Origin of the sequence: Asanoa ferruginea (assembly GCF_003387075.1) — a bacterium.
GTDB classification, from domain to species: Bacteria; Actinomycetota; Actinomycetes; order Mycobacteriales; family Micromonosporaceae; genus Asanoa; species Asanoa ferruginea.
Map to the genome: position 1 here is coordinate 6,179,713 of NZ_QUMQ01000001.1, position 25,800 is coordinate 6,205,512.

A 25,800-nucleotide genomic window follows, 5' to 3' on the forward strand; every position below is an offset into this window, starting at 1 on the left:
GAGAGGAACGATCATGGCGCGGGTGTGGGACCAGTTCTTGTCGGAGCAGGACAGAGCGCATATTGCGGCGAGCAAGCCGAAGCGCCGCTACGGCTACGGGAATCGCGCCGCCGTCATCTCGATCGACAACTACCGCGGTGTCGTCGGCGACGAGCGGCTCCCGCTCATGGAGGCCGTCAAGAAGTGGCCGGGCGCGACCGGACTGGCCGGCTGGGCGGCGCTGGACAACATCAAGGTGCTCTTCGCCGGCGCCCGCGCTGCCGGGGTGCCGATCATCCACATCACCGGGCTTCGCGAGGAAGACTCCGGCGTCCCGGGATGGTCGTCACGACGCGGCAAGCGCGGCACGACGCTCGGCGAGGGCGACCCGGTGGCGGCGGCGGAACGCTACAGCCGCCGCTACGACATCGTCGACGAGGCCGCCCCGCTGCCCGGCGAGGTGGTGCTCCGCAAGACGACCCCGAGCGCCTTCCTCGGGACGCCCCTGCTCATGCAGCTCAACAACCTGGGCATCGACACCCTCATCGTCGCGGGCGAGTCGGTGAGCGGCTGCGTCCGTGCGACCGTCGTCGACGGGTGCTCCTACCGGCTCAACATGATCGTCGTCGAGGAGTGCGTCTACGACCGGCACGAGGCGCCGCGGGCCATCAACCTCTTCGACATGGATCAGAAGTACGCGGATGTCGTACCCCTGGCCGAGGTCCTCGACTATCTGGCCGCTGTCAAGGTCACGCCGGCGGCGGTTGACGAACCAAATGGGCGAGGGCATGATGGTTAGGCCATTAGTCCGCAAATGCCATCCATGCGATGGCCGGGTGTTGATGGCTTCGAGACGGGTCCTTGGAAGGAAATAGATGCTGCGCACCGAGATCAATGAACTGCTGACGCAGACAGGCCCCGGCACTCCCATGGGAGAGTTGTTCCGCCGCTACTGGCAGCCGGTGCTGCTGGCCGAAGAACTCCCCGAGAACGACTGCCCGCCGGTCCGGGCGAAGATCCTCTCCGAGCGGCTCATCGCGTTCCGTGACTCCGAGGGTCGCTACGGGCTCATGGACGAGTTCTGCGCGCACCGTGGCGTCTCACTCTGGTTCGCCCGCAACGAGCAGGGTGGCCTGCGCTGCCCCTACCACGGCTGGAAATACGACGTCACCGGCCAGGCCATCGAGGTTCCGAGCGAGCCCGAGACCAGCAACTTCTGTGCCAACGTGAAACTGAAGTCCTACCCGATGGTCAAGCTCGGCGACGTGCTCTGGGCCTACCTCGGCGACCCCGAGAAGCAACCGCCGCTACCCGAGTGGGAGTTCGTCACCGTTCCCGAGGGCCACGCGTTCACCTCCAAGCGCCTCCAGGAATGCAACTGGCTACAGGCGCTCGAGGGCGGCATCGACTCCAGCCACGTGAGTTTCCTGCACTCCGGCAACCTCGACAGCGACCCGCTGTTCAAGGGCTCGAAGGGCAATCAATACAACAAGGGCGACCTCAAGCCCTTCTTCGAGGTCGTCGACTACGAGGGCGGACTGCTCATCGGTGCGCGCCGCAACGCTGAGGAGAACCACTACTACTGGCGGGTCACGCCGTGGGTTCTCCCGAACTTCACGATGGTGCCCCCGCGCGGCGACCACCCCGTGCACGGCCACTTCTGGGTGCCGATCGACGACGAGCACTGCTGGGCCTACAGCTTCGACTACCACCCGACCCGCCACCTCACCGACGTCGAGGTCGCGGCCATGCGGGCCGGCATGGGGGTGCACAGCGAGAACGACGCCGCCTACCGGCCGGTTGCCAACAAGGACAACGACTACCTGATGGACCGCGAGGCCCAGCGCCGCGGCGAGACCTTCTCCGGCATCAGGGGCATCGCGCTTCAGGACTCCTCGATCCAGGAGTCGATGGGTCCGATCGTCGACCGCACCAAGGAGCGCCTGGTCGCCACCGACGCCGGCATCATCAAAGCGCGCCAGAAGCTGCGCAAGTCGGCGTTGGCGCTCCAGGAGGGTGTCGAGCCGGTCGGCAACCGCCCCCAGGACCAGAAGGTCCGCTCGGTCGCCATCGTGCTGCCGGCCGACCAGGCATTCGTCGAGGGCATCGGTGAGGCGATGATCGCCAAGCCGGGTGTCCCGCAGACCACGGTTTGAGGCGGCGGAAGATGCCCAGACAGTTGTCGGTTCCCGCTGGCGTCAGCGCCTGCGCTGTCGCGACCACCGCGAAAGAGGCGGCGTTCCGCATCGACTATCCGCTCGCCGCGGCCCGAAACACGCGGGTCGTGGCGCTGGACGCCGATGCCGAGTCGATCGTGCGCGCGGCGGCGGCGGAGGAGTGGGGGCAGGCGCGGTTCTACTCGACCACCGACCCGGGCCACGAGCTGGTCACCATGGACGGCGACGCCGTCGATCTGGCTGGGGAGCTGGAGGACAGCAACACCGTCGTCATGGTTTCGACCAACGGTCAGAACGCCGAGGCCGCCGCCACCATCGGCGCCGCCTGCAAGGTCCGCGGCATCATGACGGCCGGCCTGGTCGTCACGCCCGGCCAGCTCACCAGCGAGGCGCTCGTCGCGTTGCGCCCGCACGCCCGGATCCTGCTGGTGCCCGCCGAGCCCGACGACCTCACCGAGCTGCTGAGGGCGACCCGGGCATGAGCACGATGACCGTCCCGAAGCTCCAGGCGATGAAGGCGTCCGGGGCGAAGAGCGTCTGCATCGTCGCGTGGGACTACCAAATGGCTCGGATCGCCGACCGGGCCGGCGCCGACATCGTGTCGGTCGGCGACACGGTCGGGGTCAACCTCTGGGGGCAGCGGAACCCGCTCGAGATCACCTTCGACGAGCTGCTCGTCGTCGCGAAGGCGGTGCGCCGCGGCGTCACGGACGCGTTGCTCAGCTGCGACTTCCCGTTCGGCCCGCTCCAAGCGGGCGAGGCCGTCCCGGCCGCGATCCGGCTCGTCAAGGAGGCCGGCGTCGACCTGGTGAAACTCGACGGCGCCGCCGACTTCCCGGCGGCGGTCGAGGCCGTGACGCGGGCCGGGATCCCGGTGTTCGCGCAGTTCGGCATCACGCCACAGACGGCGCTCAAATACGGCGTGGAATACTCGGCCGCCCACACGGTCCAGGTCCCCGACGACATGCTGGGGGAGCTGGTTTCCGAGGCGAAGCGGCTCGAGTCCGCCGGCGCGGTGGCGCTCAACTTCACCAACTCCGGGCCGGTGGTCGGGCCCGCCGTCGTGCGGGCGGTGTCGATCCCTGTGCTCGGCGGCTTTGGTGGCGGGCCCTGGCTGGACGGCCGGATCCGGATGGCCACGGCCGCGATCGGCTATTCCGCCAAGTGGCTCGACGAGGAGCCCGACACCTACGCCAACGTGGCGCGGGTGGCCTACGACGCGCTGACCGCCTGCATCGACGACGTGCGCGCCGGCCGTCAGATCCGCGGCGGCATCCCGGTCGACAAGCAGTAGGAGGCACCATGCCGACCGTCGAGCTCGACGGCATTCACACCCGCTACGAGGCGGTCGGTCAGGGGCCGGCGTTGCTGATGTTGAGCCCCGGCGGCTTCGACGCCAGCCTCGAGAACTGGACGTCGTTCGGCCGTTACCGGCAGGTCGGCTTCGTCGACGCCCTGTCGCCGCACTACACCTGCATCGTCTTCGACCGGCGCGAGTCCGGCCAGTCCGGCGGTCGCCTCGAGCGACTCTCGTGGCAAAAGTATGTCGACCAGGCGATCGCCCTGCTCGACCACCTCGGCGTCGAGCAGACCCACACGATGGGCGGCTGCGTCGGCTGCTCGACCGCCGCCGCGCTCGCGGTCGCGCACCCTGGACGGGTGTGGTCGATGGTGCTCTTCTCCCCGGCGGGGGGCGTCACCTACCGCGCCAAGCAGCACGAGCGGTTCACCCAGCACCTCGGTTTCGTCCTCACCCACGGCCTGACCGCCGTCGTCGACCTCGCCCGGGAGACCGGCGCCGGCTTCAGCAAAGACCCGCGGGTCGGCCCGTGGGCGGCGGTGCTGCGGAGCGATGACGCGTTCGCGGCGGCGTACGCCGCCGCCGATCCCGCGCGCTACGCCACGATCGTCAGCGGCAGCTCGCGCCTGCTGTTCGACCGCGACACCGTGCCGGGCGTGGAGCCGGAGGACCTACAGCTGCTCGACATACCGGCCCTCATCGTGCCCGGCGAGGACGCCTCCCACACCCGCTCGGCGGCGCGCTACCTCCAGGAGTGCCTGCCACACAACGAATACTGGGACGTTCCCGTCGCCGAGCAGACGCCGGAGGCGTCCACGGCGCGGGTGCTCGACTTCCTGAGGAAGACCGCATGACGCGGCGGCTTCCCCTCACGCTCGCGTGCGGCGACTACGACCGCACCCGAGCCCTGCTCGAAGGCGAGGTCCGCCCGGACGGGATCGACCTCACCTACCTGAGGCTGCCGGTCGAGGAGACGTTCTTCCGGATGCTGCGGCATCGCGAGTTCGACGTCGCGGAGATGTCGCTGTCGACGTACGCCGCCTCACTCGGCCGCGAGGAGCGACCGTTCGTGGCGCTGCCGGTCTTCACGTCGCGGATGTTCAGGCATGGTGGCATCTTCGTGAACGACTCCTCGGGCATCCAGCAGCCGTCGGATCTGCGCGGCAAGCGGGTGGGCAACGCCGAGTTCCAGCTCACGGCCAACGTGTGGATCCGCGGCATTCTCGCCGACGAGTACGAGGTGCCGGTGGACTCGGTGACCTACCTGACGGGCGGGCAGGAGACCCCGGGGCGGATCGAGAAGGGCGCGATCAACACCGCCTTCGACATCACCGCCATCCCGCCGGACCGCACGCTCGCGGACATGCTCCACACCGGCGAGATCGACGCGTTCTACGGCCCGCGGATCCCGACCTCGTTCTACCGCGGCGATGGCCGGGTGCGGCGCCTGTTCACGGATCCGATGGCCGCGGAGAAGGAGTACTTCGCCCGGACGCGGATCTTCCCGATCATGCACGTGGTCGCGCTGCGCCGGGACGTTTACGAGGCCCACCGCTGGATCGCGCAGTCGCTGACGAAGGCGTTCACGCGGGCCAGGAACCTGGCCAACGAGGCCTTCCTCGACGCTTCCGCGCTGCGTTTCATGTCGCCGTGGCTGATCCAGCACGCCGAGGCCGACCGGGCGCTGCTCGGTGACGACTTCTGGTCCTACGGCCTCGATGCCAACCGACGCGTGCTCGACACCTTCCTCGGCTATCACCACGCCCAGGGCCTGTCCCCGCGGCGGCTGAGCCCGGAGGAACTGTTCGCACCGGAGACCCTCGAGAGCTTCGTCATCTGACGGCCGCTTAGGCCGTTGCGCGGAGGAATTCCTTGAGCGCCACCGCGGTGTCCGCGGCTGCCTCGGCCGGAATGCTGCGGCCGCCGTCGAGGAGCCTGCGGACAGCCATGTAGTCGCGCGGGGCGTTGACGGCGTCGATGGAGAGAAGGCGGCCGGCGCGGTAGTAGAGGGCGGAGAACTGCTCGCTCGCCGGGTCCCCGCGCAGGACGACCTCGTCGTAGCCGGTGTTGATGCCGGCCATCTGAAGCTTGAGATCGGCCTGGTCGGACCAGAACCACGGCGTGCCGGTGTCGGGAGCCTCCCTGCCGAGCAGCGTGGCGGCGGCCGTCTTCGCCTGCGCGATCGCGTTCTGGACCGACTCCAGCCGCAACGAGCCGTGGTCGGGGTGCGCGATGACGGTGCAGTCCCCGGCCGCTACGACGGTGGGGTTGCTGGACCTGGCGGACTCGTCGACGACGATCCCGCCCGCACAGGTGAGGCCCAGCTGCTCGGCGAGCGCGGTGTGGGGGAGGAGGCCGATGCCGACGACGACGGCGTCCGCGGGGAGCACCCGACCGTCGCTCAACTCGACCGCGTCGACGCGTCCCGTCCCGGCAAAGCCGCTGACGGTGGAGTTGAGCAGGATCGTGGTGCCACGACGACGGTGGGCCGCGGCGACGAAGTCGGACATGACGGGGGCGACCGCGCGCTCCAGCAGGCGGGGCGCGGTCTCGACGACGGTGACGTCCTTGCCGGCCGCCGTGGCCGCCGCGGCGGCCTCGAGGCCGACGAAGCCGCCGCCCACGACGACGAACCGGTCGGCCGCGTCCAGGTCGGCGCGCAGGCTGGCGGCGTCGTCGACGTCGCGCAGGTAGTGGATCCCCGCGAGCTCGTGGCCCGGCAGGTTGAGCCGACGCGGGGCGCCGCCGACGGTGAGCGCGAGGCGATCGAAGCGCAGGGTGCGTCCACTGCGGGTGGTGGCCTCGCCGGCGCCCCGGCCCGGATCGGTGAGGTGGATGCCCTCGACCCATTCACCACTGATCAGGTCGATGCCGTTGGTCCGGTAGAACTCCGGCGTGCGCAGCGCGAGGCGGTCCTCGGGGAGCGTGCCCCGCAGGTAGCCCTTCGAGAGCGGCGGGCGCTGGTATGGGGCCCGCGACTCACCACCGAGCAGGGTCACGGTGCCCGTCGCGCCGAGGTCTCGCAGGGTGGTCGCGAGCTGGAGGCCGGCCTGGCTGGCTCCGATGATGAGCGTGCCGACGTCTTCGCCCCGCGCCATCGTACCCCCTAAGGTCTATTGGTAGGACCTTAGCTGGGTTTGGGCCGTCAGGGCAAGGTCGCTAGCCCAATGGGGCGCGCTTCACCCGGCGCGCGGTCCGGTTGAGGTGCGTGCGCATGATCGACTGCATGGTCGTCAGGTCGCGGCGCCCGATGGCCGCGACCAACCGCCGGTGCTCGTCGACGCCGACCCGACCCATCACCGGGGCCGCGACCTTGGCCTCCTTCAACGACATCAGCATCGGGCCGTGGAAGCTGCGCACGAGCATGCTGATCGCGGCGTTGTGGGTGCACTCCGCGACCCTGATGTGGAACTCCGCCGAGTGCTCCATCGTGTAGGCGTCGGACCGCATCGCGTTGCGGCCGGCTTCGACAAGGGCGACCAGGTCCGCGATGTCGGTGTCGGTCGCGCGCTCGACCACCAAGGGCAGGATGCCGAGTTCGACGACCATCCGGCCCTCGGTCACGTCCGCCGCGGTGGCCGGTGGCAAGCTCAGCAGATCGGCGAGACCCTCGCTCAGTCGCTCCGGCGTCGGCGAGGTCACGTAGACGCCGCCGCGGGAGCCGACGCGCACCGTGGCCAGCCCGCTCGCCTCCAGCACCCGCACCGCCTGGCGCACGGGCACCCGGCTCACGCCGAAGCGCTGGCACAGTTCGCGCTCGCTCGGCAGGCGGTCGCCCGGGCGGAGCTTGCCTTCGCGGATCAGTGACCTGATCTGGTCGACGATCACGCGCGACACCCGGTCGACGTTGACGCGGCTGAACATGTCGCCAGGGCCGGCGCCGAGTTCCGTCGTTGCCGCCATGCTCCACTCTCCTCGGCGAGTGAACAATCGCGATCGATGGTATGTGACCGGCCGGCCCGGCGCGCCCCGGCCGAGCCGTCCGGGGACGCCCACGTGATCATTCCCGGCGGTCAGGAGCTCAGTCTCATGTGGCCGGGAGGAGCGAGTCCGCTAGCTCAGGCGGGCATCCAGCCGTGGGTAGACGCGGCGGGCGTTGCCTTCGAACGTGCGCGCGAGGTCCGCGGTGGACAGACCGGCGTTGTCGACGTAGCGCTTGGTGTCGTCGAAGTAGTGGCCGGTCTCCGGGTCGACGCCACGGACCGCGCCGTGCAGCTCCGACGCGAACAGGACGTTGTCAACGTCGATCACCCGGTAGAGCAGGTCGATGCCCGCCTGGTGGTAGACGCACGTGTCGAAGTAGACGTTGCGCATCACGTGCTCGGCGAGCGCCGGCCGGCCCAGCCGGTCGGCCAGACCGCGAAACCGTCCCCAGTGGTATGGCACGGCGCCGCCGCCATGCGGGATGACCAGGCGCAGGGTCGGGAAGTCGCGGAACAGGTCGCCCTGCACGAGTTGCATGAAGGCAGCGGTGTCGGCGTTGAGATAGTGGGCGCCGAGCGTGTGCGCGTTGGCGTTGCACGAGGCCGAGACATGCACCATCGCCGGCACGTCGAGCTCGACCAGCGCCTCGTAGAGCGGGTACCAGAAGCGGTCGGTCAGCGGCTTGCCGGTCCAGTGCCCGCCGGACGGATCGGGGTTGACGTTGCAGCCGACGAACCCCAGCTCCTCGACGCATCGGCGCAGTTCCCGGACCGCGTCGTCGAGTCCGCCGGCCGGTGTCTGCGGTAGCTGGCAGACGCCCGCGAAGTGGTCCGGGCGGAGCTCGACCACGCGGTGCAGCAGGTCGTTGCAGGCGTGGGCCCAAGCGGTGGCGACGGCCTGGTCGGTGACGTCGTGGCCCATCGCGGAGGCCTGCGGCGAGAAGATCATCAGATCGGTGCCGCGTTCGCGTAGCAGTCGGAGCTGCGTACCCTCGATGCTCTCAATGATCTCGTCATCGGCGATTCGCGCCGGGCTTGGGCGATCACCGCGGAACAGGGACTCCCGATATGCCTGATGGGCGGGGGGCGCGGTGGTGTAGTGCCCGTGACAGTCGATGATCATTCGGCGTTTGGCTCCTCGTCGACGTACCGCAGGCCCTTGCGGGCCAACCGTTCCCGCATGGTGTTGACGTCGAGGCTGAGCTCACCGGCCTGATAGCGGGCGCGGGCCGTGGCTTCCTTCTTCTCGCGCGCCGCGGACGCGGCGGCCACTGCCTCGGCGGTGGCCCGTGGCACCACCACCACGCCGTCGTCGTCAGCGGCGACCACGTCGCCCGGCCGCACCAGTTGTCCCGCGCAGACGACGGGAACGTTGACGTCGCCCAGTGTCTCCTTCACCGTGCCGGTCGCGGAGACCCAGCGGGACCAGACGGGAAAGCCCATCGTGGTCAGGTCGGTGACGTCCCGGCAGCCGGCATCGATGACGAGCCCGCGCACGCCGCGTGCGGCCGCCGCGGTGGCGAGCAGCTCGCCGAAGTAGCCGGCGTCCGACGGCGACGTCGGTGCTACCACCAGAACGTCACCGTCGCGGCACTGCTCCATCGCGACATGGATCATCCAGTTGTCGCCGGGCGGGACGCTCACCGTGACCGCCGTGCCACACAGCCGCGCGCCGGGGAAGATCGGGCGGAGCCGGACGTCGAGCAGGCCGGTGCGGCCCTGCGCCTCGTGGATCGTGGCCACGCCGAACCCGGCCAGCGCATCCACAGTAGATTGGGCGGCACGAAGGATGTTCCGGACAACGACCGCCATGTCTCTTCCGCCTCCCGCGCCGTTCCCGGTCTGATGGACTAATCTTTGAGACGCGGTTCGCAACTATAACTCCGTCACTGAGCGTTTGGTAGAGTGGTATGACATCATTTGTTTAGTCCGATCCACGACCCGAGGGAAGAACTGATGGCTGCCGCGAAGAGTCCGCCCGCCGTTTTGGCCGGCGACGACGCCGACATGTTCAAGGCGGTGTCGCTCAATCGGGTGTCGCAGGTGATCGTCGACCAGATCAAGCTGCTGCTGCGGCAGGGTCGGCTCAAGCCCGGCGACCGGCTGCCCAGCGAGCGTGACCTGTGTGAGCGGTTCGGCGTGAGCCGTGTCACGGTGCGTGAGGCGTTGCGGGTGTTGGAGGCCAACGGTCTGGTCGACATCCGGGTTGGCGCGCGTGGTGGCGCGTTTGTCACTTCGCCGACGTCGCAGCAGATCGGGGAGGGGCTGGCGGATCTGCTCAACCTGTCGCCGTTGACCGCCGCCGACGTGACCGAGGCCCGTCAGGTCTTCGAGTTGGGCATTATTCCGCTGTTGGTGGAGCGGGCGACCGATGAGGACATCGCGGCGTTGCGGGAGATGGTCGGGGTGCACAAGGCGGCGCTCGACCGCGGCGAATACGACATGTCGATGTCGGCCGACTTCCATGCCCGCGTTGCTGCGTGCACCCACAACCCGGCCATCGAGATGCTGGTCCAGTCGTTCCATGGCCCGCTGCTGATGTCGTTGGCCGAGGCGAAGGTGACGGCGCCACTGATGGGCCAACGCGGTGTCCAGGAACACTCCGCCTTCATCGACGCGATCGCCGCCCGCGACGCCGACCGGGCCATCGCGATCATGACCAAACACCTGAAGCGCACGGCCGATCGGGTACGCCGCGCCGGATAGCCCCATCAGTGGAGTGGCTCGCCTCGCTCGAGGGCGGCGATCTGGTCCAGCCGGCGCTGGTGCCGCTCGCCCTTGAACGGCGTGGAAAGCCAGGTGGAGGTTATCGCCACGGCCTCCGCCGGCCCGATCACCTTGGCGCCGAGGACCAGCACGTTGGTGTTGTTGTGGGCACTGGAGATCTCGGCGAGGAACGTCGAGTGACAGAGGCCGGCGCGGATGCCGCGGATCTTGTTGCTGGCGATCGCCTCGCCGCCACCCGTGCCACCGATGACGATGCCCCGCTCGGCGTGCCCGCCGAGGACCTGCCGGGCGACGTCTGCACACAGCGGTGGGTAGTCGACGATCTCGGCGCCGTGCGTGCCGCGGTCGTCGACCTGATGTCCGTCGGCGGTCAGCCACTCGACGAGCGTGGCCTTCATCAGGAGGCCGTTGTGATCGCCGGCGATCGCGATTCGCATGCGTGGCATCATAATTGTTAGACCTTAATACCAACAGGCCCTATCGTGGGTCGTGTGCCGGACCTGCCCTCGCCGCTCAGCGGCGCACGACGGACCATCGCGCTCGCCTGCCGCGTGCTCGCCGACGCCGGCCTCGCGGATGACATCCTCGGCAACGTGAGCTTCCGGCTCGGACCCGACCGGATGCTCGTGCGATGCCGTGGCCCCGAGGAGGAGGGCCTGCTGTTCACGCGCCAGCGAGACGTGCACGCCGTCGACCTCGACGGCCGGGGCGATCTTCCGGCTGCCTGGACCGTGCCCAACGAACTGCCGATCCATGCAGAGCTGCTGCGGGCCCGTCCCGACGTGGACGCCGTGGTGCACTGCCATCCGTCGGCGGTCCTCGTGGCCGGCGTCGAGGAGATCCCGCTGCGCCCGGTCTTCGGCGCCTACCACATCCCCGCGGCCCGGCTAGCCCTCGACGGCGTCCCGGTCTACCCGCGGGCCGTGCTGGTCCGCCGCCCGGAGCTCGGTCGCGAGCTGGTCGAGGCGATGGGTTCGTCGACCGTGTGTCTCATGAAGGGCCACGGGATCGCCACCGTCGGGTCCGGCCCGCACGCGGTCGAGCAGGCGGTGGCGCGCGCGTTGACACTGGACGTGCTCGCGAGGGTCAGTGTCGAACGGGCCCGGCTCGGCGACCGCGCCCGTGACCTGCCGCCGGAAGACGTGGCCGAGCTGCCGGACCTGGGCTCATCGTTCAACGACCTGAACATCTGGCGGCACCACCTCGCGCGGCTGCGCCTGCGCGGGCTGGCGCTCGACTGAGCGGGAGCTACTTCCCTTCGGGGACCTGGCCCTTGACCTCGTCGTAGCTGACCTTGGCGGGCGACGCGGTCGGCGCGTAGATCACCCGGAGCACGCCCGTCGGGAACGCCTCCGTCGCGATCACCCGCAGGTGGTAGGGCGAGTCGCCGTCGTCGAAGAGCTTGCGACCCTTGCGCGCCGCCACCGGGTGCACGAGCAGGCGCAACTCGTCGACCAGCCCCGCGGCGAGCAGTTGCTGCACCACCGAGATCGAACCGGGGATGAGGACGCCCCGCACTCCGGGATCGGCCTTGAGCGTGGTGACGGCGTCGATCAGATCGCCATCGAGCAGTTCGGAGTTGCGCCAGGTGAACTCCAGCGGCTGGCGCGACACGACCACCTTGCGCACGTCGCCGAGCTGCTTGGCCATCGGCGCGTCTTCGCCTCCGGCGGCCTCCCGGTCGGGCCAGGCGCCCGCGAAGCTGTCATAGGTTTCCCGGCCGATGAGCAGCACGTCAGAGGTGTCATAGTCGTCGCCGACCGCGCGGCCCATGTTTTCGTCGAAGTAGGGGAAGTGCCAGTCCGGGTCGATCTCCGCCACACCGTCGGCCGAGATGAACAGTGTCGAGATGACCTTTGCCATTGCGGTGCCCCCTGTGTCGGATGGTCGGTCGGACCCGGTGCAGTATGTCAAACCCGGGATGTTCCGGCATGGTTTGGCCGCCGTTGGGGTCGACGTCGGGAGCCCGTCGCTGCCACCGCGCAGCGTGGCGATCATGCGGGTCAGGCGTGTGGTGGCCGGGGCGCCGAGCCCGATGCCTGCACCGAGACCCTCACCCAGGTCAAGCGGGTCATCCAGAGCGCCGGCGCCGACATCGTCGGCATCCAGGAGCCCGAGCGGAACACCTCGCGGATCGCCGGCCTGCTCGGCTGGTATGCCAGCGACCGGGCGCACGTCATGTCCCGCTTCCCGATCATCGACCCGCCGAACAGCGACGGCCTTTACGTCTTCGTCGAGGTGGCGCCCGGCCGGGTGGTCGCGGTCGCCAACACGCACCTGCCGTCGGATCCCTACGGGCCTTATCTGGTACGCGACGGCGGCAGCCGCGCCGACGTGCTCAAGCTGGAGCGCGACACCCGGCTACAGGCCGCCAAGGACGCCGTCGAGCCCCTGCCGAACCTGGCCGAGCATGGCATCCCGGTGTTCCTCACCGGCGACTTCAACAGCCCGTCGCACCTGGACTGGACGCCCGCCGTGGCCAAGGCACGCGCCGACGTGCCGTTCAGCGTCGACTGGCCGGCCTCCCACGCCCTGGCCGACGCCGGCATGGTCGACACCTACCGCGAAGCGCACTCCGACCCGGTCAAGGACCCCGGCTTCACCTGGACGCCCGGCGGGCCAGAGGAAGACGCGCACGAGGTGTTCGACCGGATCGACTGGGTGCTGCGCGCCGGCCCGGGACACACCGTCGCGAGCCGGGTGGTGGGGGAGGGCGACGTCAGCCCGTACCCGACCGATCATCGGGGTGTGGTTTCCACTGTGGACGTCAGGCCCGCCGTTCCGCCGACGATGGCCGCGCCGGCCCAGCGCAACGTCGACCTCGGCGACCCGATCGTCGTCACCTACCACGGCACCGACGCGGTGACCCTGCGCGACAGCAGCGGCCGGGTCGTGGCCAGACAACAAACCCCGCGCGGGAACGGCACGGTGCGGTTCGCGACAAAGGCGCTGAGCAAAGGCCGCTACGAGGTGAACGGCGCGCCGGTCTGGCTCTACCCGCGCGACGAGCCCGCACAGGTCCGCACGACCCGGAAGAGCTACCGCGCCGGACAACCGATCACCGTCGACTTCGCCAACGCGCCCGGCATGGGGCTCGACTGGATCTCGGTGTTCAAGCAGGGCGACGGGAACGACGCCTACCTCGTGTACGCCTACACGCACAGCGAGATCGAAGGCCGGCTGACGATCGGCGCGGACGGCATCGGTGACTGGCCGTTGCCGCCCGGCCGTTATGTGGTGCGGCTGCTGCCCGACGACGGGCTCCGCTCGGTCGCCGAGTCGAAGCCCTTCACCGTGAGCTAGCGGTCAGGGAAGGTCGACCGGGCCGTAGCGGGTCTGGTCGGCCCGGGTCTGCAACGCCCAGTAGCGGTCGCCGTAGGACCAGTGCCACCACTCCGTCGGGTAGTTCACGAAGCCGGCCGCCCGTAGCGCCACCCCGAGCACGTAGCGGTTGTGGCGCGCGGCCGGGGCGATGTGCGTCGCGGCGGTGAAGCAGGCGTTGCCGCTCGCCACCGGGCTGTCGTTGACCGCCGTGCCCATGTCGACCTCGAGCCCGGCAGCGTCGACCAACGTCAGATCGACCGTCCCGCCGGTGCTGTGCGGCGCGACCGACGGCGGCGACACATACTTGCTCGCCTCGACGTGCAGCCGCGCCGAGTCCCACGCCGGGTAACGCGACCGCAGCTCGTCTTGATAGCCCGAGAAATACTCCTGCTGGAGCCGCAACGGCCGGTAGGCCTCGACGACCAGCAGTCGCAGCCCATCCGGCAGTGAACGCTGCGCAGCCAGCAGCCGGGCGACCGCACCCTCGCGCAGGTGCGCGTAGGCGCCGTCGGCGTCGGCCAGCCGGTCGTCGACCCGCAACGATGCGACCCCGCGCAGGTCGACCAGCGGCTCCCCGACGTCGCCGAGTGGTATCGCGGAGATGCGTGGGTCAGACAGCAGGATCACGGGATGACTCCAATCGTTTGTACGGAAGGTCGAACAGCCACCGCGCCCCGACCATCATCAGTCCACGATGGATTCCGAGGCACACGGTGATCACCAACGCGGTGACCACCACCGGGTAGCCGAGCGAGACGAACAGTTGGGCGCCGCCATCGAGCGACGACAGCGGCCTGACCAGCAACCGGTGCAGCAGCGCCAGCACCGGCATGTGGATCACGTAGATCGGCAGGGTGATCCGGCCCAGCCGGACCAGCGGGCCGCTGAGCGCGGGTCGCCGCGCCACCCGGGCGGCGGCGGTGACCCCGAACACCACCGCCACCACCGACACCAGCGGCCACACGCCGAACCATTGCTGCGCCCCGGCGGCAGCCATCGCGGTCAGGCCGAGCACGTAGGCGAGCGACGTCAGCACCAACCGTCGCCGGGTCGCGGTCGCCGCCAAGCGCTCGATCCGCGGCCGCAGGTAGAGACCGGCGAGGAAGAACACCAGGTTCTGGTAGACACCACCGCGGTTGCCCGGCGTGGCGAGCAGTCCGGCCGCCGCCACCGCCGAGAGCACCGCCGCCGGCACGACGACCACCAGCGGCGGCAGCCGCCGAACGGCCTTGGCGATGAGGAGATAGAGCGCCAGGGCGTAGAGGTACCAGAGGTTCGACGGGGTGATGGTGAGTTGTTCCAGTAGTCCCAGGACCGAGGTCGCCCGGTCGGTCGGGAAGCCCGGCGCGGCCGCGAGCGCCGCGGTGTGGATCAGCAGCCAGAGCGTGTACAGGTAGAAGAATCTGGCGACCCGCCGCCAGGGCCGCCGCAGGGCGTTGGTCGCGAAGACGCCCGAGATGGCGAAGAACAGCGGCATCCGCAGCGGCAGGAACTGCTCGCCGAGCGTGCCCCACAGGCCGGGCACCGGCAGCCCGATGTGCCAGTCGACCAGCAGGTAGTCCTTGACGATCACATGCCAGGAGACGACCAGGATGATGCAGACGCCCTTGGCGGCGTCGGCCCACTCGACCCGGGCGGCGGCCGGGCCGGCGACGGCGAAGGCCGAGCGCCAGAGGGCGCGGCCGCCGGTGCGGTCGACGAGCACCGGGGTCGGTGTGGAGAGGAGCACCTCTAGAAGGTGACCGCCGCATGTCCGCGACCGATCCGCGAATTGTCACGGCGCGGTAATAGCTCGCCTGTGGGAGGCTGATCACACTTATGACTGAGCTTCCCAGCGACCGGCCGCGCGTCGTCCTGCGCGACGGCGGCCTCCGGCTCGTGCCCGATGAGGCGGCACGGCTCGGCGCGTCCCGGGTGCTGCTGATCGCCGGGGGCTCCGCCGCCGCACCCGGCGACACCGTGGCCGGGCTCCTCGGCGACCGGCTCGCCGGGAGGGTGACCGAGATAGCCCAGCACGTGCCCGCCGACCTCGCCGAGCGGGCAGTGCGACGGGCCGTCGAGGTGGATGCCGATCTCATCGTCACGATCGGCGGCGGGTCGGCGACCGGGCTGGGCAAGGCCGTGGCCCGGAAGACCGGGCTGCGGATCCTGGCCGTGCCGACCACCTTCTCCGGCAGCGAGGCCACCCCGATCTGGGGCCTGACCGAGGGCGGACACAAGACCACCGGACGCGATCCCCGGGTACGCCCGGCCACCGTCATCTACGACCCCGAACTGTTCGCCACGCTCCCGGCCGATTTGGCCGTCACCTCGGCCCTGAACGCGTTCGCACACTGCGTCGAAGGCCTCTACGCGCCCGACGCGACGGGCGAAACGAACGACTGGGCCGCCACCGGCATCGACCTGCTGACCAAGGGGCTGACCACGATCGGCCAGCCCAACCGGCAGCACCTGCTGCGCGGCGGTTTCTACGCCGGGCTGGTGCTCGGCGCCACCACGATGGGCCTCCACCACAAGCTGGCCCACATCCTCGGCGGCACCTACCGACTCCCGCACGCCGCCACCCACGCGGTCCTGCTCCCGTATGTCACCGCCGCCAACGCGGCCGCAGCGCCGGAGGCGATGACCCGGGCGGCGACGGCGATGGGCCGGCGCAAGAGCGACGTGGCCGCCGGCATCTGGGAACTGGCCCGCGGCGCCGGCGCGCCGAGATCGCTCGCCGAGCTGGGCTGGCCGGCCGGCGCGGCCGACGAGGTGATCGACGCGGTGCTGGCCGCGCCACCGGCCAACCCTCACCCGATCGGGCGTGACTGGCTCCGCCGCCTCCTGCTCGCCGCGCACCGGGGCGGGGCGCCCGGCGGGGAAGTGAGCCCGGCTTGACCGCCGGCGGGTGCCGCGTCGTGTCAGACCCGGCTCGTACGATGCCGGGGTGATTTCGCACGCGCACGTCGCCGGGGTGGTCGCGAGCTACCTGGCAGCCCATCCCGATGAGGCCGGCCGGCTGGCGCCGCTGTCGGCCGCCCTGGCCACCGAAGGCGACATCGTCTCGCGAAAGACCTTCGTTCCCGGCCACGTGACGGCCTCCGCGGTCGTGCTCGACCCGGCCGGCCGGATGCTGCACATCCGCCACAACGTCTTCAACAAGTGGCTCCAGCCGGGCGGCCACCTCGAGCCCACCGATATCAGCCTGCGCGCGGCCGCCCAGCGCGAGGTCGAAGAGGAGACCGGCATTCCGGCGGCCCTGCTCACCCTGGCCGACGACCTGCCGTGCGACATCGGCGTGCATGCGATCGCCGCCAACCCGCGCCGCGCGGAAGACGCCCACCACCACTTCGACGTCCGCTACCGGTTCACCACGATCGCTGACCCGCACACCCGGGTGCAGGCCGACGAGGTGCACGGCATCGCCTGGCTGCCGCCCGACGAGGTCGAGCTGGATTTCCGCGCCAAGGTGAGAGGCTGGGCCCGATGACGGTCGACTGGGGACCGTTGATCATCGGCCAGCTCGAGTTCTACTGGGACACTCACTTCCGGCCGCGGCTCGACGGGCTCACCGACGACGAATACCTGTGGGAGCCGGTCGCCGGCTGCTGGACCGTCCGGCGCGGTGACGACGGCCGCCACCGCGCCGACGGCCCCTGGCCGGAACCCGGTGCGCCGCCGCCGGTGACCACCATCGCGTGGCGGCTGGCGCACATCGCGGTCAACTTCCACACCCGGGTGAGCACGTTCTTCGAGGACAACGACGCCGGCATGTTCGACCCCCGGCACGTCCCGGCCGACCTGCCGGCGTCCGCCGCCGCCGCGCTGGCCTTCCTCGACGACGCCTACGGCCGCTGGCACACCGCGATCGCTGCCCTCGACGCCGACGGCCTGGCCCGCCCGCTCGGCGAGCGCGGCGAATACTTCGCCGCCGACCCGATGGCGGCCCTGATCGTGCACGTCAACCGGGAGACCATGCACCACGGCGGCGAGATCGGCGTGCTCCGCGACCTCTACCGCGCCGGGCTGGCCGGGGTCGGCCGCAACACCGGGGGATAGCCGAAGCGGTCGACGTGGTCGGCGCCGATGAAGAGCACGATGCCGGCCAGCCCGGTCGGTGTCGGCGCCAGCAGCACCACGCCGAACGCCGCGCCGGCGCGGTAGACGACCACCGCCGGCTGGCCGTTGCCGCCGACCGGGAACATCGCCCACTCGCCCCGATAGCCGAGCACCGACGCCAGGTAGGGCACGCAGGTGGCCTTGCCGGCGAACCAGGTGCGCGACGGCACCACCTCGAGCGTGGCGTCCTTGCGCAGCGCCTCCTCCAGCGCGGTCAGGTCGCTGTTGACGAACGCCGACATGTAGGCGTCGAGCTGCGCCCGCGCCTGCGGCGAGTCCGGATCGGACAGTGGCTCGCCGCGCGCCGCGTCCAACGTCGCCCGGGCCCGTTGCAGGCTGCTTTTCACGGCCGGCACCGAGGTGTCCAACAAGGACGCTACCTCGGCGGCGGAGAACTCGAGCACCTCGCGCAGCAGCAGCACCGCCCGCTGCCGCGGCGGCAGCAGTTGCAGGCTGGCGACCAGCGCCAGCCGCAGGGTCTCCCGGCCAACCACCGTGTCGGCCGGATCGTCGGGCAGCGGCTGTAGCCAGGGCACCTCGGGGTCGAGCACGCTCGGCGTGTCGGCGTCGTCGGCCGGCGCGCCGAGGCCGGAGGGCAGCGGGCGGCGGGCCCGCTGCCCCAGCGCGGTGAGGCAGGCGTTGGTCGCGATCCGGTAGAGCCAGACCCGCACCGACGAGCGGCCCTCGAACCGGCCCCAGCCGCGCCACGCCCGCAGGTAGGTGTCCTGCACCACGTCTTGCGCCTCGTCGGCCGAACCGAGCATCCGGTAGCAGTGCGCGGTCAACTCCCGCCGGAGCGGCTCGGCCACCGCCGCGAACTCGCCTGCCTCCATCGTCACAGCTCCAGTCTCGGGCGTACCCATGATGCGAACCGGCTGATCGCGTCATCCGCCTCGGGCGCGCGCCCGGCGGCCATCTGGAAGGTGTGCTGCTGCTCCTCGAACACGTCGCGGCGCACCTCCACACCGAACTCGCCGGCCCGCTTCTCCAGCATCCGGCTCTCGTCGAGCAGCGTCTCGTCGCCGCCCACCTGGATGAACATCGGCGGCAGGCCGGTCAGGTCGGCGTACAACGGATTGACCTCGGGGTCGCGCGGGTCGCGGCCGGCGATATACATCGCGGCCAGCCCCTGCACCACGTCACGGTAGAAGAACCCGTCCTTGGCCGCGTTGGTGTCGAAGCTGTCGCCGCTGACGGCCATGTCGACCCAGGGCGAGATCAGCAGCAGCGCGGTTGCCAGGGGCAGTCCGCGCGCCCGGCCGGCGAGCTGGCTGGTGATCGCCAGACCGCCACCGGCCGAGTCACCGGCGACCACGATCCGATCAAACCCGCGACCAACCAGCCAGGTGTACGCCTTGAGCGCGTCCTCCTGTTGCGCCGGGTACGGATGTTCCGGGGCATACCGCTGGTGCGCGATCAGCGCCGGCACCCCGATCGCCTTGGCCAGGTGCCCGTACATCTTCCGGTGGGTGAAGACGGAGCCACTGATGAACCCGCCCCCGTGCAGGCACAGCAGCGCCGCACCGTCCGCCGCCGAACCGCGCGGCACCAGCCACAGCCCGTCGTCGACCTCGATGTAGTCGACGCCGCGCGGCTCGGCGGTCAGGTCACCCCAGTGGTCGTCGGTCTCCCGGGGCTCCGGATCCGGCGGTGGATTCTTCCAGTTCTCCGTCCACGCCCGATACATGCGCTCCACGGCGCGGGACTGTGTGCTGGCCATCAGCGTTCTCCTTCCCTCTACCGGTGTTGACCGCACCGGGGTCGAGAAGGAATCGGTGCGACGGCACCAGAAGCACGGTGGTGACCGTCGCCACACCGGCCAGCGCCACCGCCCAGCGCGGCGCGGTCACCGCCGCGACCCCGCCGAACACCGCCGGCCCCACCCCTTGCAGCGTCATCAGCCCGGTCGAGAGCAGCCCGAACGCCTGACCACGGCCGCGCTCCGGCACCGCGTCGACGAACGCCCGTTGCAGGCCCAGCGAGTAGGCGAACCCGGCTCCGCTGGCCACCATCAGCGCGACGCAGACCAGCAGCGGCGGGTTGAGCACGAAGAGCACCGGCGGCAGCCCGAGCAGCAGGATCAGCGGCGCCACCAGCCGGGTCCGCGCGGCCGGCGGGACCAGCCGCCCGAACAGGAGCTGGCCGAGCAACATGCCCAGCGGCGAGCCGCCCATCAGCAGGCCCAGCGTGGCGGCCGGGAAACCGCGGCTGCCGGCGTAGGCCACCATGAGGGCCTCGGCGCCGACGACGAAGGCGCTCGGCAGCCACTGCACCAGCAGCAGCCGCCGCACCCAGGGGTCGCCGAGCAGCGCCGCGTTGGTCGACCAGCTCTGCTTGAGCGCGCCGCCGGTGGCCGGCACGGCCGGCAGGTCGGCCAGACCGAACCGCACGATCAGCGCGCCGAGCAGGTGGCAGGCGGCGGTGAGCAGCAGGGCCCGCTGCGCGCCGAGCGCACCGACGGCCACGCCGCCCAGGGTGAGCCCGAGCAGTTGCGCGCCACCGGAGGCCATGCTGGTCAGCGAGCGGCCCAGCACGTACGCGTCGCCGGTCAACACGTCTGCCACCAGCCGGCTGGACGCGCCGTTGAAGATCGGTGCGCCGATCGCCACCACCCCGACCAGCGCGAGCCGCAGCCAGGTCGGCATCGGCAGCGTGGCCAGCGCCAGGGCGGCGAGGCACTCGGCGCCGTAGCCGGCCACGATCAGCGGCCGCGGCCGCAGCCGGTCGGACAGCGAACCGAACAGGGCGCCGCCGAGCACCTGCGGCAGGAAGCCGATGCCGAAGGTGACCGCCGACAGCCAGGCCGAACCGGTCGCGGTGAACACGAGCACCGAGAGCGCGACGATGCGCAGCGCGTCGGCCGCGATCGCGATCGACCGGCTGACGAACAGGACCCGGAAGGCGGGCACCGCGAAGACCTCGCGGTAGGTGGCGGTCTGCGTTGTCACCCGCTCAGGCTGTGGTTCCGAGCGCTAAACTGGCCAACGTTACGGCTCTGGCCGTAACGTCGAGGCGTGCTCCGCTACCTCGTCGACCAGGCCGACCTGCTGCACAGCCGGTTCGCGCTGTCGCCGAGCTTCGAGCTGGAGAACCTGCTCCGGGTGCTCGACCGCACCGAGGGGCACCCGCCGCGGCCGGACGGCCCGGTGGCGCGGCTGCGACCCGCGTTCGACCGGCTGCGCCGCACCGACCCGGCGATGCGCGCGCTGCTCGCCCTGCACTACCCGCACGGTGGCGCCGGCTTCGTCGCGCCGCCGCCGACCCGGGCCGCGTTGCAGACCATCGACGACGACCTGGCAGCGGTACGCGCGGTCCCGCTCGCGGTGGCCCGGGCCGAGATCGCCGTCAGCCTGGCCGCCCGCCCCGCCGAGGACCCGGACGCCCGCGAGATCCTGGCCTCGTCGGACGTCACCGACCTGCTCGCCGATGGTCTGCGCCGGGCCTGGGACGCCCTGCTGGCCGCCGACTGGCTGCAACTGCGGGCGATCTGCGAGCGCGACATCGTCTACCGCTCCGGCCAACTGGCAAGGCACGGCTGGGCGGCGGCCCTCGACGGCCTGCACTCCCGGGTCCGCTGGCGCGCCGGGGGCATCGAGGTGACCCGGATGGCCGACCGCGAGGTCACCGTTGGGGGTGGCGGCATGACGTTCATCCCGTCGGTGTTCATCTGGCCGGGGATCGCCGCGCACACCGACGACCCGTGGGACCGCTGCGTCATCTACCCGGCCCGCGGCATCGGCGACTGGTGGGGCGCACCCGCGGCGCCGCCGTCGACCGCGCTGGAGGAACTGATCGGCCGCACCCGGGCCCGCATCCTGGTCGCGCTGCGCGAACCGGCGAGCACCACCCAACTCGCCCGCGCGCTGGCCGTCCCGGTCGGCTCGGCCGGCGACCACCTGCGCGCGCTGCGCCGCGCCGGCCTGCTCGACGCGGCCCGGTCGGGTCGCTCGGTGCTCTACCACCGCACGCCCCTGGGCGATCTTCTCGTCGGTGCCGGGGGATGATGCCGGGATGACCGCCTACGCAATCGCCCACCTGAAGAACACGGCCGCGAACGCCGACGTCGTCGACTACATCGCCCGCATCCAGGGCACGATGGACCCGTTCCAGGGACGCTTCCTCGCGCACGGCCCGAAGGTGGAGGTCATCGAGGGGGAGTGGCCGGGCACGGTGGTGCTGCTCGAGTTTCCGGACGCCGACGCGGCCCGCGCCTGGTATGCCTCGCCCGAATACCAGGAGATCCTGCCGTTGCGGCTGCGGCACATCGACGGCGACATCATCCTCTTCGACGGCGTGCCGCCGGGCTACGACGCGACGATCACGGCCGAGCGGATGCGCGCCAACCTAGGCTGACGCCACGAGTTCCCGGGCCCGCGCCCAGTCCGGCAGCCCTTCGGTGTCGCCCGGTGTCGCCACCACGCCCGCGGCGAACTGGCTGCCCAGCCACGCGGCGCCGCGGGTGTCGATGCCGGCCAGCCGGGCCGCCAGGTAGCCGCCCGCGAACGCGTCGCCCGCGCCGACCGGGTCGACCACCCGCACCGCGGCTGTGGGCAGGTGGGCCGGGCCGTCGCCGGTCGCGTAGTAGCAGCCGTCGGCGCCGGCCTTGAGCACCACTTCGCCGACGCCGGCCGCGTGGGCCCGGGCGAACACCTCGGCGGGCTCGTCGGTGCCGAACAGCGCCGGCGCCTCGTCTCGACCCAACACCAGATAGCCGGTGTACGGCAGCAGCGCGATCAGCGTCTCGCCGACCGGCCGCAGCCCGGGCCGCAGGTTGGGGTCGAGCGCGACCGCGACACCCCGGGCGTGCGCCTCCCGGGCCAACCGCACCACCGCGCGCTCCGGGCCGGCACCGAGCGCCGCGGTCAGACCCGACACGGCGACCAGCCGGGGCGCGACGGCCAGCGCCCGGTCGGCGTCGGCTTCGTCCATCGTGGACGCCGCCGAGCCGGCCCGGTAGTAGTGCACCCGGCGCGCGCCGTCGGGTCGGATGTCCTTGAAGAACACTCCGGTCGGGAACGCCGGGTCGGTGGCGACCAGGTCGGTGTCGACGCCCAGGGCGGCCGCGGCGGCGCGCACCCGGCCGCCGAACGGGTCGGCGCCGACCTTGCTGCAGAACGCCGCCCGGGCACCGGCGCGGGCCGCGGCGGCCAGCAGGTTGAGCTCGGCGCCGGCAACGTGCACCGAGGCGGTGGTGCAGGTGTCGAGCGGTTCGCCATCGGTGGGCTGGAAGAGCACCATCGCTTCACCGAGGCCGACGATGTCGGTCACGAGCGGCGGTTGACCACGTGGAGCATGCGGGTAACCTTGCCATCCCGACTGGGCGAGACCAAGGGTGAGATGACCGACTTCGCGACGCTGCTGCACGGCAAGCCCCTGCTGGCGATTCTGCGCAACGTGCCGATCGAGCGGGCTGTGTCGCTCGCCGAGGCGGTCTGGGACAGCGGTCTCGGCGCCGTCGAAGTGCCGATCCAGAACCCGCAGGCCGTCGAATGCCTGCGCGCCGTGGCCGCCGCCGCGGCGGCCCGCGGCGCGGTGGTCGGCGCGGGCACGGTGGTGACCGTGGAGCAGGTGGCGGTCGCCGCCGACGCCGGTGCGGTGTTCACCGTGGCGCCGGGCCTCGACCTCGACGTGGTCGCCGCCAGCGCGGCGGCTGGCCTGCCGCACCTGCCCGGCGTGGCCACCCCGTCGGAGGTGCACCACGCGGTGAAGGCGGGCTGCACCTGGCTCAAGGCCTTCCCGGCGGGTTCGCTCGGCGCGGGCTGGCTGCGCGAGGTGCGCGGCCCGTTCCCCGACGTGCGGTTCGTGGCGACCGGCGGGATCAGCGCGCACAACGCCCGCGACTTCCTCGACGCGGGCGCCAAAGCCCTCGGCGTGGGCGGCGCGGTGACCCGCGAAGGCGGCCTGGCCGAACTGCTGACGGTGCTGTCGGCGGCCTGAGCGGTCAGGTCCGGCGAGGGCGGCGCACCACGGGCGTGTCCGTCGGCTGCCGCCCGGCGAACATGCAGGCCACGGCGGTCAGGGTGAAGACCACGACCCAGACGAACACCGCGGCCAGACCGTTGACGTCGTCGGGCAGGCGTGGATCGACCAGGCCCTCCGGGTCGCGGATCACCGTGACCCGGGCGCCGACCTCACCTTCGGGATTGTCGCTCGCACCGATCTCGGCGCCCGGCCACGAGCCCAGCTCGCCGGGAATGCGGGTCCCGTCCGGATCCGCCAGCGCGTAGTAGAGGTGGCGTCCCTTCTCGCTGCTGTCCCGCACCTGCGTCACGGTGGCCTCGACCCGATTCCCGCGCGCTTCGAGGACGGCGGTGTAGAAGCCCATCACGCTGGCGAACATGAGCAGCCCGGACAGGACCCACGCCACGGACAGCAGGACCGTGCGGGGAGGCTTCGCGGGATAGGTGACGAGTACCGCCGCCACCAGGGCGAGGCACCACAGGATCGTGCCCAGCACAGCCACCAGCCCGGCCCGGATCCACGTGGTCGCGACCAGCGCGCCGCCGAGTGCCGACACGACGGTGAACACGGCCAGGTAGGCCACACCGAGCTGATTGGTCAGCCGGAGGGCTCGCATCGACACGAGCCGCAGTGTAGAGCGCCGAGGCAGTGCTCCGGCTAGGGCTGCACGTCGCTGCTGGTGCGCAGGCGCCGGCCCCAGGTCAGGTAGGCGATCGAGCCGACCGGCTGCACGAACAGCGCCGGCCACCAGAGGGCCTTCGGGCCGCGGACGAGGTGTTGCGGGCGACGCAGCAGGTCGAGCGCGGCGGCGGTCGTGCAGATCACCTCGAACGCCGCCAGGGTGACCACGCCGGCGCGGCGCGCGGTGCCGAGCCCGGCCCAGAACTCGCGCAGCCCGGCCTGCGGCGCGGGCCCGGTTTCGAACGGCACGGGCCCGGTTTCGAAGTCGTCGGCCATGCTCCGAACGTACCCCCGGACCGGCCCGGGACCGGGTCGCTCGCGTAGTTTGGTGCCCGATGCCGCACACCGACCTGATCGCACCGCGGTCGCTGGCCGACCCGCTCCCGCTCACCGCCTGGCTCGACCGGATCGACGCGGTCGACCCGGTGATCCACGCCTTCGTGCCCGAGCCGGGCCGCCGCGACCGCCTGGCCAACCCGCCGGCCGGCCCCCTCTCCGGCGTCCCCGTCGGAGTCAAGGACATCTTCCGCGTCGACGGACTGCCGACCCTGGCCGGCTCCACACTGCCGCCCGAGGAGTTCGCCGGCCCGGAGGCGTCCGTGGTGACCCGGCTCCGGTCAGCGGGCGCCGTGGTCGCCGGCAAGACGGTGACCGCCGAGTTCGCCAGCGTCGCACCCGGCCCGACCGTCAACCCGCACGACCCGGCGCATACCCCGGGCGGCTCCAGCAGCGGTTCGGCGGCGGCGGTGGCGGCCGGGATGGTGCCGGTCGCGCTCGGCTCGCAGACGCTCGGCTCGGTGATCCGCCCGGCGGCGTTCTGCGGCGTGGTCGGCTTCCGCCCGACCCACGGCCGGGTTCCGATGGACGGGATGGTGCCGCACTCGCCGTCGCTGGACACGGTCGGTTGGTTCACCGCCGATGTGGCCTCCGCGGCCCGCATCGCCGCGATCATCTGTCCAACATGGACCGCAGATAAGAAGGACCGCCCGCCGGTGCTGGGTGTGCCGGCGCCGGCCTACCTCGCCCAGGCCGACACCGCCGCGCAGGCGGCTTTCCAGGAACACCTCGACACGTTGCGCCGGGCGGGTTTCGCCGTGCGAACCACCGACTTCCTGTCCGATGTGGACACCATCGGAGCGAGGATGCGGGCGATCAACCGGTTCGAGCTGGTGCGCACCCACGCGGCCTGGTTCGCGGAGTACGGCGACCGCTACCGCCCGGACACCGTGGCGGCCCTGCGGGAGGGACAGGCGGTCACGCCCGACGACTACGCCGCGGCGGTTTCCTGGCAGCAGGTGTTCCGCGCGCGCTACGCCGACACCGGCGTCGACGTCTGGGTCACTCCCGCCGCACCGGGCACCGCGCCACGTGGAATCGGCCACACCGGCCACGCCGTCATGTCGGTGCCGTTCAGCGTCGCAGGAGCGCCCGCGGTGTGCGTACCCGCAGGTCAGGACCCTCGAGGTCTGCCCTGGGGCGTGCAACTGGCCGGGGCCCGCGGTGCCGACGAACGGCTGCTCGGCTGGGCGGCGGCGATCGAAGGGGTGCTCGCACAGCCGCTATAGTGGTCGGCGATGTGAGCCACTGACACCAACCGCGCCCGCGCCCGAGGCCTCTGCCCGGCGGG

Annotated in this window: 29 protein-coding genes and 1 pseudogene; 16 read left to right on the plus strand and 14 right to left on the minus strand. The window is 71.4% G+C overall.

The features are described from left to right. The first annotated feature begins 13 nt into the window (after positions 1–13). From DFJ67_RS28865 to DFJ67_RS28890, 6 genes and pseudogenes are all read left to right on the plus strand, one after another. Positions 14–778, plus strand: a complete 765-nt coding sequence (locus tag DFJ67_RS28865) for an isochorismatase family protein (RefSeq protein ID WP_116070919.1) — start codon at positions 14–16, stop codon at positions 776–778. Positions 779–854: 76 nt separating this feature from the next. Next, positions 855–2,135: an aromatic ring-hydroxylating dioxygenase subunit alpha gene (locus DFJ67_RS28870; protein ID WP_116070920.1), complete on the plus strand. Its 1,281-nt coding sequence runs from the start codon at positions 855–857 to the stop codon at positions 2,133–2,135. A gap of 11 nt (positions 2,136–2,146) precedes the next feature. After that, entirely contained in the window at positions 2,147–2,638 is a 492-nt protein-coding gene (locus DFJ67_RS28875) for a 3-methyl-2-oxobutanoate hydroxymethyltransferase (RefSeq protein WP_147315645.1), read from the plus strand. Then, positions 2,635–3,450, plus strand: coding sequence for a 3-methyl-2-oxobutanoate hydroxymethyltransferase (locus tag DFJ67_RS28880; RefSeq protein ID WP_116070922.1), 816 nt, complete (start codon positions 2,635–2,637; stop codon positions 3,448–3,450). Before DFJ67_RS28875 ends, DFJ67_RS28880 begins: the two co-directional genes overlap by 4 nt. 77 nt (positions 3,451–3,527) lie before the next feature. Further along, positions 3,528–3,830: pseudogene (locus tag DFJ67_RS44760) on the plus strand (alpha/beta fold hydrolase); the annotation flags it as partial. A gap of 476 nt (positions 3,831–4,306) precedes the next feature. After that, positions 4,307–5,296, plus strand: a complete 990-nt coding sequence (locus DFJ67_RS28890) for a substrate-binding domain-containing protein (RefSeq protein ID WP_116070924.1) — start codon at positions 4,307–4,309, stop codon at positions 5,294–5,296. A 7-nt stretch (positions 5,297–5,303) separates the two neighbouring features. Here DFJ67_RS28890 and DFJ67_RS28895 read toward each other — a convergent pair whose 3' ends face one another. The 4 genes from DFJ67_RS28895 to DFJ67_RS28910 all read right to left on the minus strand — a co-directional run bounded on the left by DFJ67_RS28895 (position 5,304) and on the right by DFJ67_RS28910 (position 9,191). Then, positions 5,304–6,554, minus strand: coding sequence for an NAD(P)/FAD-dependent oxidoreductase (locus DFJ67_RS28895; protein WP_116070925.1), 1,251 nt, complete (start codon positions 6,552–6,554; stop codon positions 5,304–5,306). A 61-nt stretch (positions 6,555–6,615) separates the two neighbouring features. Then, positions 6,616–7,359: a FadR/GntR family transcriptional regulator gene (locus DFJ67_RS28900; RefSeq protein WP_203784296.1), complete on the minus strand. Its 744-nt coding sequence runs from the start codon at positions 7,357–7,359 to the stop codon at positions 6,616–6,618. A 150-nt stretch (positions 7,360–7,509) separates the two neighbouring features. Continuing rightward, positions 7,510–8,502, minus strand: coding sequence for an amidohydrolase family protein (locus DFJ67_RS28905; RefSeq protein WP_116070926.1), 993 nt, complete (start codon positions 8,500–8,502; stop codon positions 7,510–7,512). Next, positions 8,499–9,191 (minus strand): 4-carboxy-4-hydroxy-2-oxoadipate aldolase/oxaloacetate decarboxylase, encoded by a 693-nt coding sequence (locus DFJ67_RS28910; RefSeq protein ID WP_116070927.1) that lies wholly within the window; start codon positions 9,189–9,191, stop codon positions 8,499–8,501. The genes DFJ67_RS28905 and DFJ67_RS28910 overlap by 4 nt, the downstream gene beginning before the upstream one ends. 144 nt (positions 9,192–9,335) lie before the next feature. Here DFJ67_RS28910 and DFJ67_RS28915 point away from each other — a divergent pair, with 144 nt between their 5' ends. After that, complete coding sequence (locus DFJ67_RS28915; protein WP_211333970.1) at positions 9,336–10,085, plus strand: FadR/GntR family transcriptional regulator; 750 nt, start codon at positions 9,336–9,338, stop codon at positions 10,083–10,085. Positions 10,086–10,090: 5 nt separating this feature from the next. Here the strand turns inward: DFJ67_RS28915 and rpiB are convergent, their stop codons facing one another. Further along, the gene (gene rpiB / locus DFJ67_RS28920) at positions 10,091–10,543 is read right to left on the minus strand and encodes a ribose 5-phosphate isomerase B (RefSeq protein WP_116070928.1); all 453 of its coding nucleotides are present in this window, start codon (positions 10,541–10,543) and stop codon (positions 10,091–10,093) included. 54 nt (positions 10,544–10,597) lie between these two features. Between rpiB and phtC the strand changes: the two genes are divergently transcribed. Beyond that, the gene (gene phtC / locus DFJ67_RS28925; RefSeq protein WP_116070929.1) at positions 10,598–11,347 is read left to right on the plus strand and encodes a 3,4-dihydroxyphthalate decarboxylase; all 750 of its coding nucleotides are present in this window, start codon (positions 10,598–10,600) and stop codon (positions 11,345–11,347) included. Positions 11,348–11,354: 7 nt separating this feature from the next. Here the strand turns inward: phtC and DFJ67_RS28930 are convergent, their stop codons facing one another. Next, entirely contained in the window at positions 11,355–11,969 is a 615-nt protein-coding gene (locus DFJ67_RS28930) for a dihydrofolate reductase family protein (protein ID WP_116070930.1), read from the minus strand. On the opposite strand from DFJ67_RS28930, the gene DFJ67_RS28935 reads away from it, so the two are divergent. Beyond that, positions 11,901–13,409: an endonuclease/exonuclease/phosphatase family protein gene (locus DFJ67_RS28935; protein ID WP_170216036.1), complete on the plus strand. Its 1,509-nt coding sequence runs from the start codon at positions 11,901–11,903 to the stop codon at positions 13,407–13,409. The genes DFJ67_RS28930 and DFJ67_RS28935 overlap by 69 nt on opposite strands. Before the next feature lie 3 nt (positions 13,410–13,412). Here the strand turns inward: DFJ67_RS28935 and DFJ67_RS28940 are convergent, their stop codons facing one another. After that, positions 13,413–14,057, minus strand: a complete 645-nt coding sequence (locus DFJ67_RS28940; protein ID WP_116070932.1) for a M15 family metallopeptidase — start codon at positions 14,055–14,057, stop codon at positions 13,413–13,415. Continuing rightward, positions 14,041–15,159, minus strand: a complete 1,119-nt coding sequence (locus DFJ67_RS28945) for an acyltransferase family protein (RefSeq protein ID WP_239097491.1) — start codon at positions 15,157–15,159, stop codon at positions 14,041–14,043. The genes DFJ67_RS28940 and DFJ67_RS28945 overlap by 17 nt, the downstream gene beginning before the upstream one ends. A gap of 89 nt (positions 15,160–15,248) precedes the next feature. On the opposite strand from DFJ67_RS28945, the gene DFJ67_RS28950 reads away from it, so the two are divergent. The 3 genes from DFJ67_RS28950 to DFJ67_RS28960 are packed head-to-tail and all read left to right on the plus strand — an operon-like array spanning position 15,249 to position 17,471. Beyond that, positions 15,249–16,310, plus strand: coding sequence for a maleylacetate reductase (locus tag DFJ67_RS28950; protein WP_116070933.1), 1,062 nt, complete (start codon positions 15,249–15,251; stop codon positions 16,308–16,310). A 49-nt stretch (positions 16,311–16,359) separates the two neighbouring features. Beyond that, complete coding sequence (locus DFJ67_RS28955; RefSeq protein ID WP_116070934.1) at positions 16,360–16,902, plus strand: NUDIX hydrolase; 543 nt, start codon at positions 16,360–16,362, stop codon at positions 16,900–16,902. Beyond that, on the plus strand, positions 16,899–17,471 hold the full coding sequence (locus tag DFJ67_RS28960) for a DinB family protein (protein WP_116070935.1): 573 nt from the start codon (positions 16,899–16,901) through the stop codon (positions 17,469–17,471). Before DFJ67_RS28955 ends, DFJ67_RS28960 begins: the two co-directional genes overlap by 4 nt. On the opposite strand, the gene DFJ67_RS28965 is transcribed toward DFJ67_RS28960, so the two are convergent. Genes DFJ67_RS28965 through DFJ67_RS28975 form a run of 3 tightly spaced genes read right to left on the minus strand, consistent with a single transcriptional unit; the run spans position 17,426 to position 20,479 of the window. Beyond that, on the minus strand, positions 17,426–18,364 hold the full coding sequence (locus DFJ67_RS28965) for an RNA polymerase subunit sigma-70 (protein WP_116070936.1): 939 nt from the start codon (positions 18,362–18,364) through the stop codon (positions 17,426–17,428). The genes DFJ67_RS28960 and DFJ67_RS28965 overlap by 46 nt on opposite strands. 2 nt (positions 18,365–18,366) lie before the next feature. Next, positions 18,367–19,251 carry an alpha/beta hydrolase gene (locus DFJ67_RS28970; RefSeq protein WP_116070937.1) on the minus strand — a complete coding sequence of 295 codons (885 nt, stop codon included), beginning with the start codon at positions 19,249–19,251 and terminating at the stop codon, positions 18,367–18,369. Beyond that, a complete protein-coding gene (locus tag DFJ67_RS28975) occupies positions 19,139–20,479 on the minus strand; it encodes an MFS transporter (RefSeq protein ID WP_116070938.1) in 1,341 nt (446 codons plus the stop codon). The genes DFJ67_RS28970 and DFJ67_RS28975 overlap by 113 nt, the downstream gene beginning before the upstream one ends. Before the next feature lie 66 nt (positions 20,480–20,545). Here DFJ67_RS28975 and DFJ67_RS28980 point away from each other — a divergent pair, with 66 nt between their 5' ends. Both DFJ67_RS28980 and DFJ67_RS28985 read left to right on the plus strand, forming a co-directional pair. Continuing rightward, on the plus strand, positions 20,546–21,535 hold the full coding sequence (locus tag DFJ67_RS28980; protein WP_116070939.1) for a DUF5937 family protein: 990 nt from the start codon (positions 20,546–20,548) through the stop codon (positions 21,533–21,535). A gap of 7 nt (positions 21,536–21,542) precedes the next feature. Beyond that, a complete protein-coding gene (locus DFJ67_RS28985) occupies positions 21,543–21,884 on the plus strand; it encodes a DUF1330 domain-containing protein (RefSeq protein WP_116070940.1) in 342 nt (113 codons plus the stop codon). Here DFJ67_RS28985 and DFJ67_RS28990 read toward each other — a convergent pair. Then, positions 21,876–22,799 carry a sugar kinase gene (locus DFJ67_RS28990; protein WP_116070941.1) on the minus strand — a complete coding sequence of 308 codons (924 nt, stop codon included), beginning with the start codon at positions 22,797–22,799 and terminating at the stop codon, positions 21,876–21,878. The two genes, DFJ67_RS28985 and DFJ67_RS28990, sit on opposite strands and share 9 nt — an antisense overlap. Positions 22,800–22,868: 69 nt before the next feature. Here DFJ67_RS28990 and DFJ67_RS28995 point away from each other — a divergent pair, with 69 nt between their 5' ends. Beyond that, on the plus strand, positions 22,869–23,468 hold the full coding sequence (locus DFJ67_RS28995) for a bifunctional 4-hydroxy-2-oxoglutarate aldolase/2-dehydro-3-deoxy-phosphogluconate aldolase (RefSeq protein WP_116070942.1): 600 nt from the start codon (positions 22,869–22,871) through the stop codon (positions 23,466–23,468). A gap of 4 nt (positions 23,469–23,472) precedes the next feature. Here DFJ67_RS28995 and DFJ67_RS29000 read toward each other — a convergent pair whose 3' ends face one another. Continuing rightward, the gene (locus DFJ67_RS29000; protein WP_147315646.1) at positions 23,473–24,114 is read right to left on the minus strand and encodes an MptD family putative ECF transporter S component; all 642 of its coding nucleotides are present in this window, start codon (positions 24,112–24,114) and stop codon (positions 23,473–23,475) included. 35 nt (positions 24,115–24,149) lie between these two features. Further along, a complete protein-coding gene (locus tag DFJ67_RS29005) occupies positions 24,150–24,449 on the minus strand; it encodes a PLDc N-terminal domain-containing protein (RefSeq protein WP_116070944.1) in 300 nt (99 codons plus the stop codon). A gap of 59 nt (positions 24,450–24,508) precedes the next feature. Here DFJ67_RS29005 and DFJ67_RS29010 point away from each other — a divergent pair, with 59 nt between their 5' ends. Next, complete coding sequence (locus DFJ67_RS29010; RefSeq protein WP_116070945.1) at positions 24,509–25,738, plus strand: amidase; 1,230 nt, start codon at positions 24,509–24,511, stop codon at positions 25,736–25,738. Positions 25,739–25,800 lie beyond the last annotated feature (62 nt).

Excerpts from the sequence above, each read along its gene's own strand:
- DFJ67_RS28900 (WP_203784296.1), bottom strand. The coding sequence starts at position 7,359 with ATGGCGGCAACGACGGAACTCGGCGCCGGCCCTGGCGACATGTTCAGC.
- DFJ67_RS28895 (WP_116070925.1), bottom strand. The coding sequence starts at position 6,554 with ATGGCGCGGGGCGAAGACGTCGGCACGCTCATCATCGGAGCCAGCCAG.
- DFJ67_RS28995 (WP_116070942.1), top strand. The coding sequence starts at position 22,869 with ATGACCGACTTCGCGACGCTGCTGCACGGCAAGCCCCTGCTGGCGATT.
- DFJ67_RS28965 (WP_116070936.1), bottom strand. The coding sequence starts at position 18,364 with ATGGAGGCAGGCGAGTTCGCGGCGGTGGCCGAGCCGCTCCGGCGGGAG.
- DFJ67_RS28870 (WP_116070920.1), top strand. The coding sequence starts at position 855 with ATGCTGCGCACCGAGATCAATGAACTGCTGACGCAGACAGGCCCCGGC.
- DFJ67_RS28910 (WP_116070927.1), bottom strand. The coding sequence starts at position 9,191 with ATGGCGGTCGTTGTCCGGAACATCCTTCGTGCCGCCCAATCTACTGTG.
- DFJ67_RS28880 (WP_116070922.1), top strand. The coding sequence starts at position 2,635 with ATGAGCACGATGACCGTCCCGAAGCTCCAGGCGATGAAGGCGTCCGGG.
- DFJ67_RS28985 (WP_116070940.1), top strand. The coding sequence starts at position 21,543 with ATGACCGCCTACGCAATCGCCCACCTGAAGAACACGGCCGCGAACGCC.
- DFJ67_RS28915 (WP_211333970.1), top strand. The coding sequence starts at position 9,336 with ATGGCTGCCGCGAAGAGTCCGCCCGCCGTTTTGGCCGGCGACGACGCC.
- DFJ67_RS28930 (WP_116070930.1), bottom strand. The coding sequence starts at position 11,969 with ATGGCAAAGGTCATCTCGACACTGTTCATCTCGGCCGACGGTGTGGCG.
- DFJ67_RS28970 (WP_116070937.1), bottom strand. The coding sequence starts at position 19,251 with ATGGCCAGCACACAGTCCCGCGCCGTGGAGCGCATGTATCGGGCGTGG.
- DFJ67_RS28890 (WP_116070924.1), top strand. The coding sequence starts at position 4,307 with ATGACGCGGCGGCTTCCCCTCACGCTCGCGTGCGGCGACTACGACCGC.
- DFJ67_RS28960 (WP_116070935.1), top strand. The coding sequence starts at position 16,899 with ATGACGGTCGACTGGGGACCGTTGATCATCGGCCAGCTCGAGTTCTAC.
- DFJ67_RS28865 (WP_116070919.1), top strand. The coding sequence starts at position 14 with ATGGCGCGGGTGTGGGACCAGTTCTTGTCGGAGCAGGACAGAGCGCAT.
- DFJ67_RS28950 (WP_116070933.1), top strand. The coding sequence starts at position 15,249 with ATGACTGAGCTTCCCAGCGACCGGCCGCGCGTCGTCCTGCGCGACGGC.
- DFJ67_RS29005 (WP_116070944.1), bottom strand. The coding sequence starts at position 24,449 with ATGGCCGACGACTTCGAAACCGGGCCCGTGCCGTTCGAAACCGGGCCC.
- DFJ67_RS29010 (WP_116070945.1), top strand. The coding sequence starts at position 24,509 with ATGCCGCACACCGACCTGATCGCACCGCGGTCGCTGGCCGACCCGCTC.
- DFJ67_RS28905 (WP_116070926.1), bottom strand. The coding sequence starts at position 8,502 with ATGATCATCGACTGTCACGGGCACTACACCACCGCGCCCCCCGCCCAT.
- DFJ67_RS28875 (WP_147315645.1), top strand. The coding sequence starts at position 2,147 with ATGCCCAGACAGTTGTCGGTTCCCGCTGGCGTCAGCGCCTGCGCTGTC.
- rpiB (WP_116070928.1), bottom strand. The coding sequence starts at position 10,543 with ATGCGAATCGCGATCGCCGGCGATCACAACGGCCTCCTGATGAAGGCC.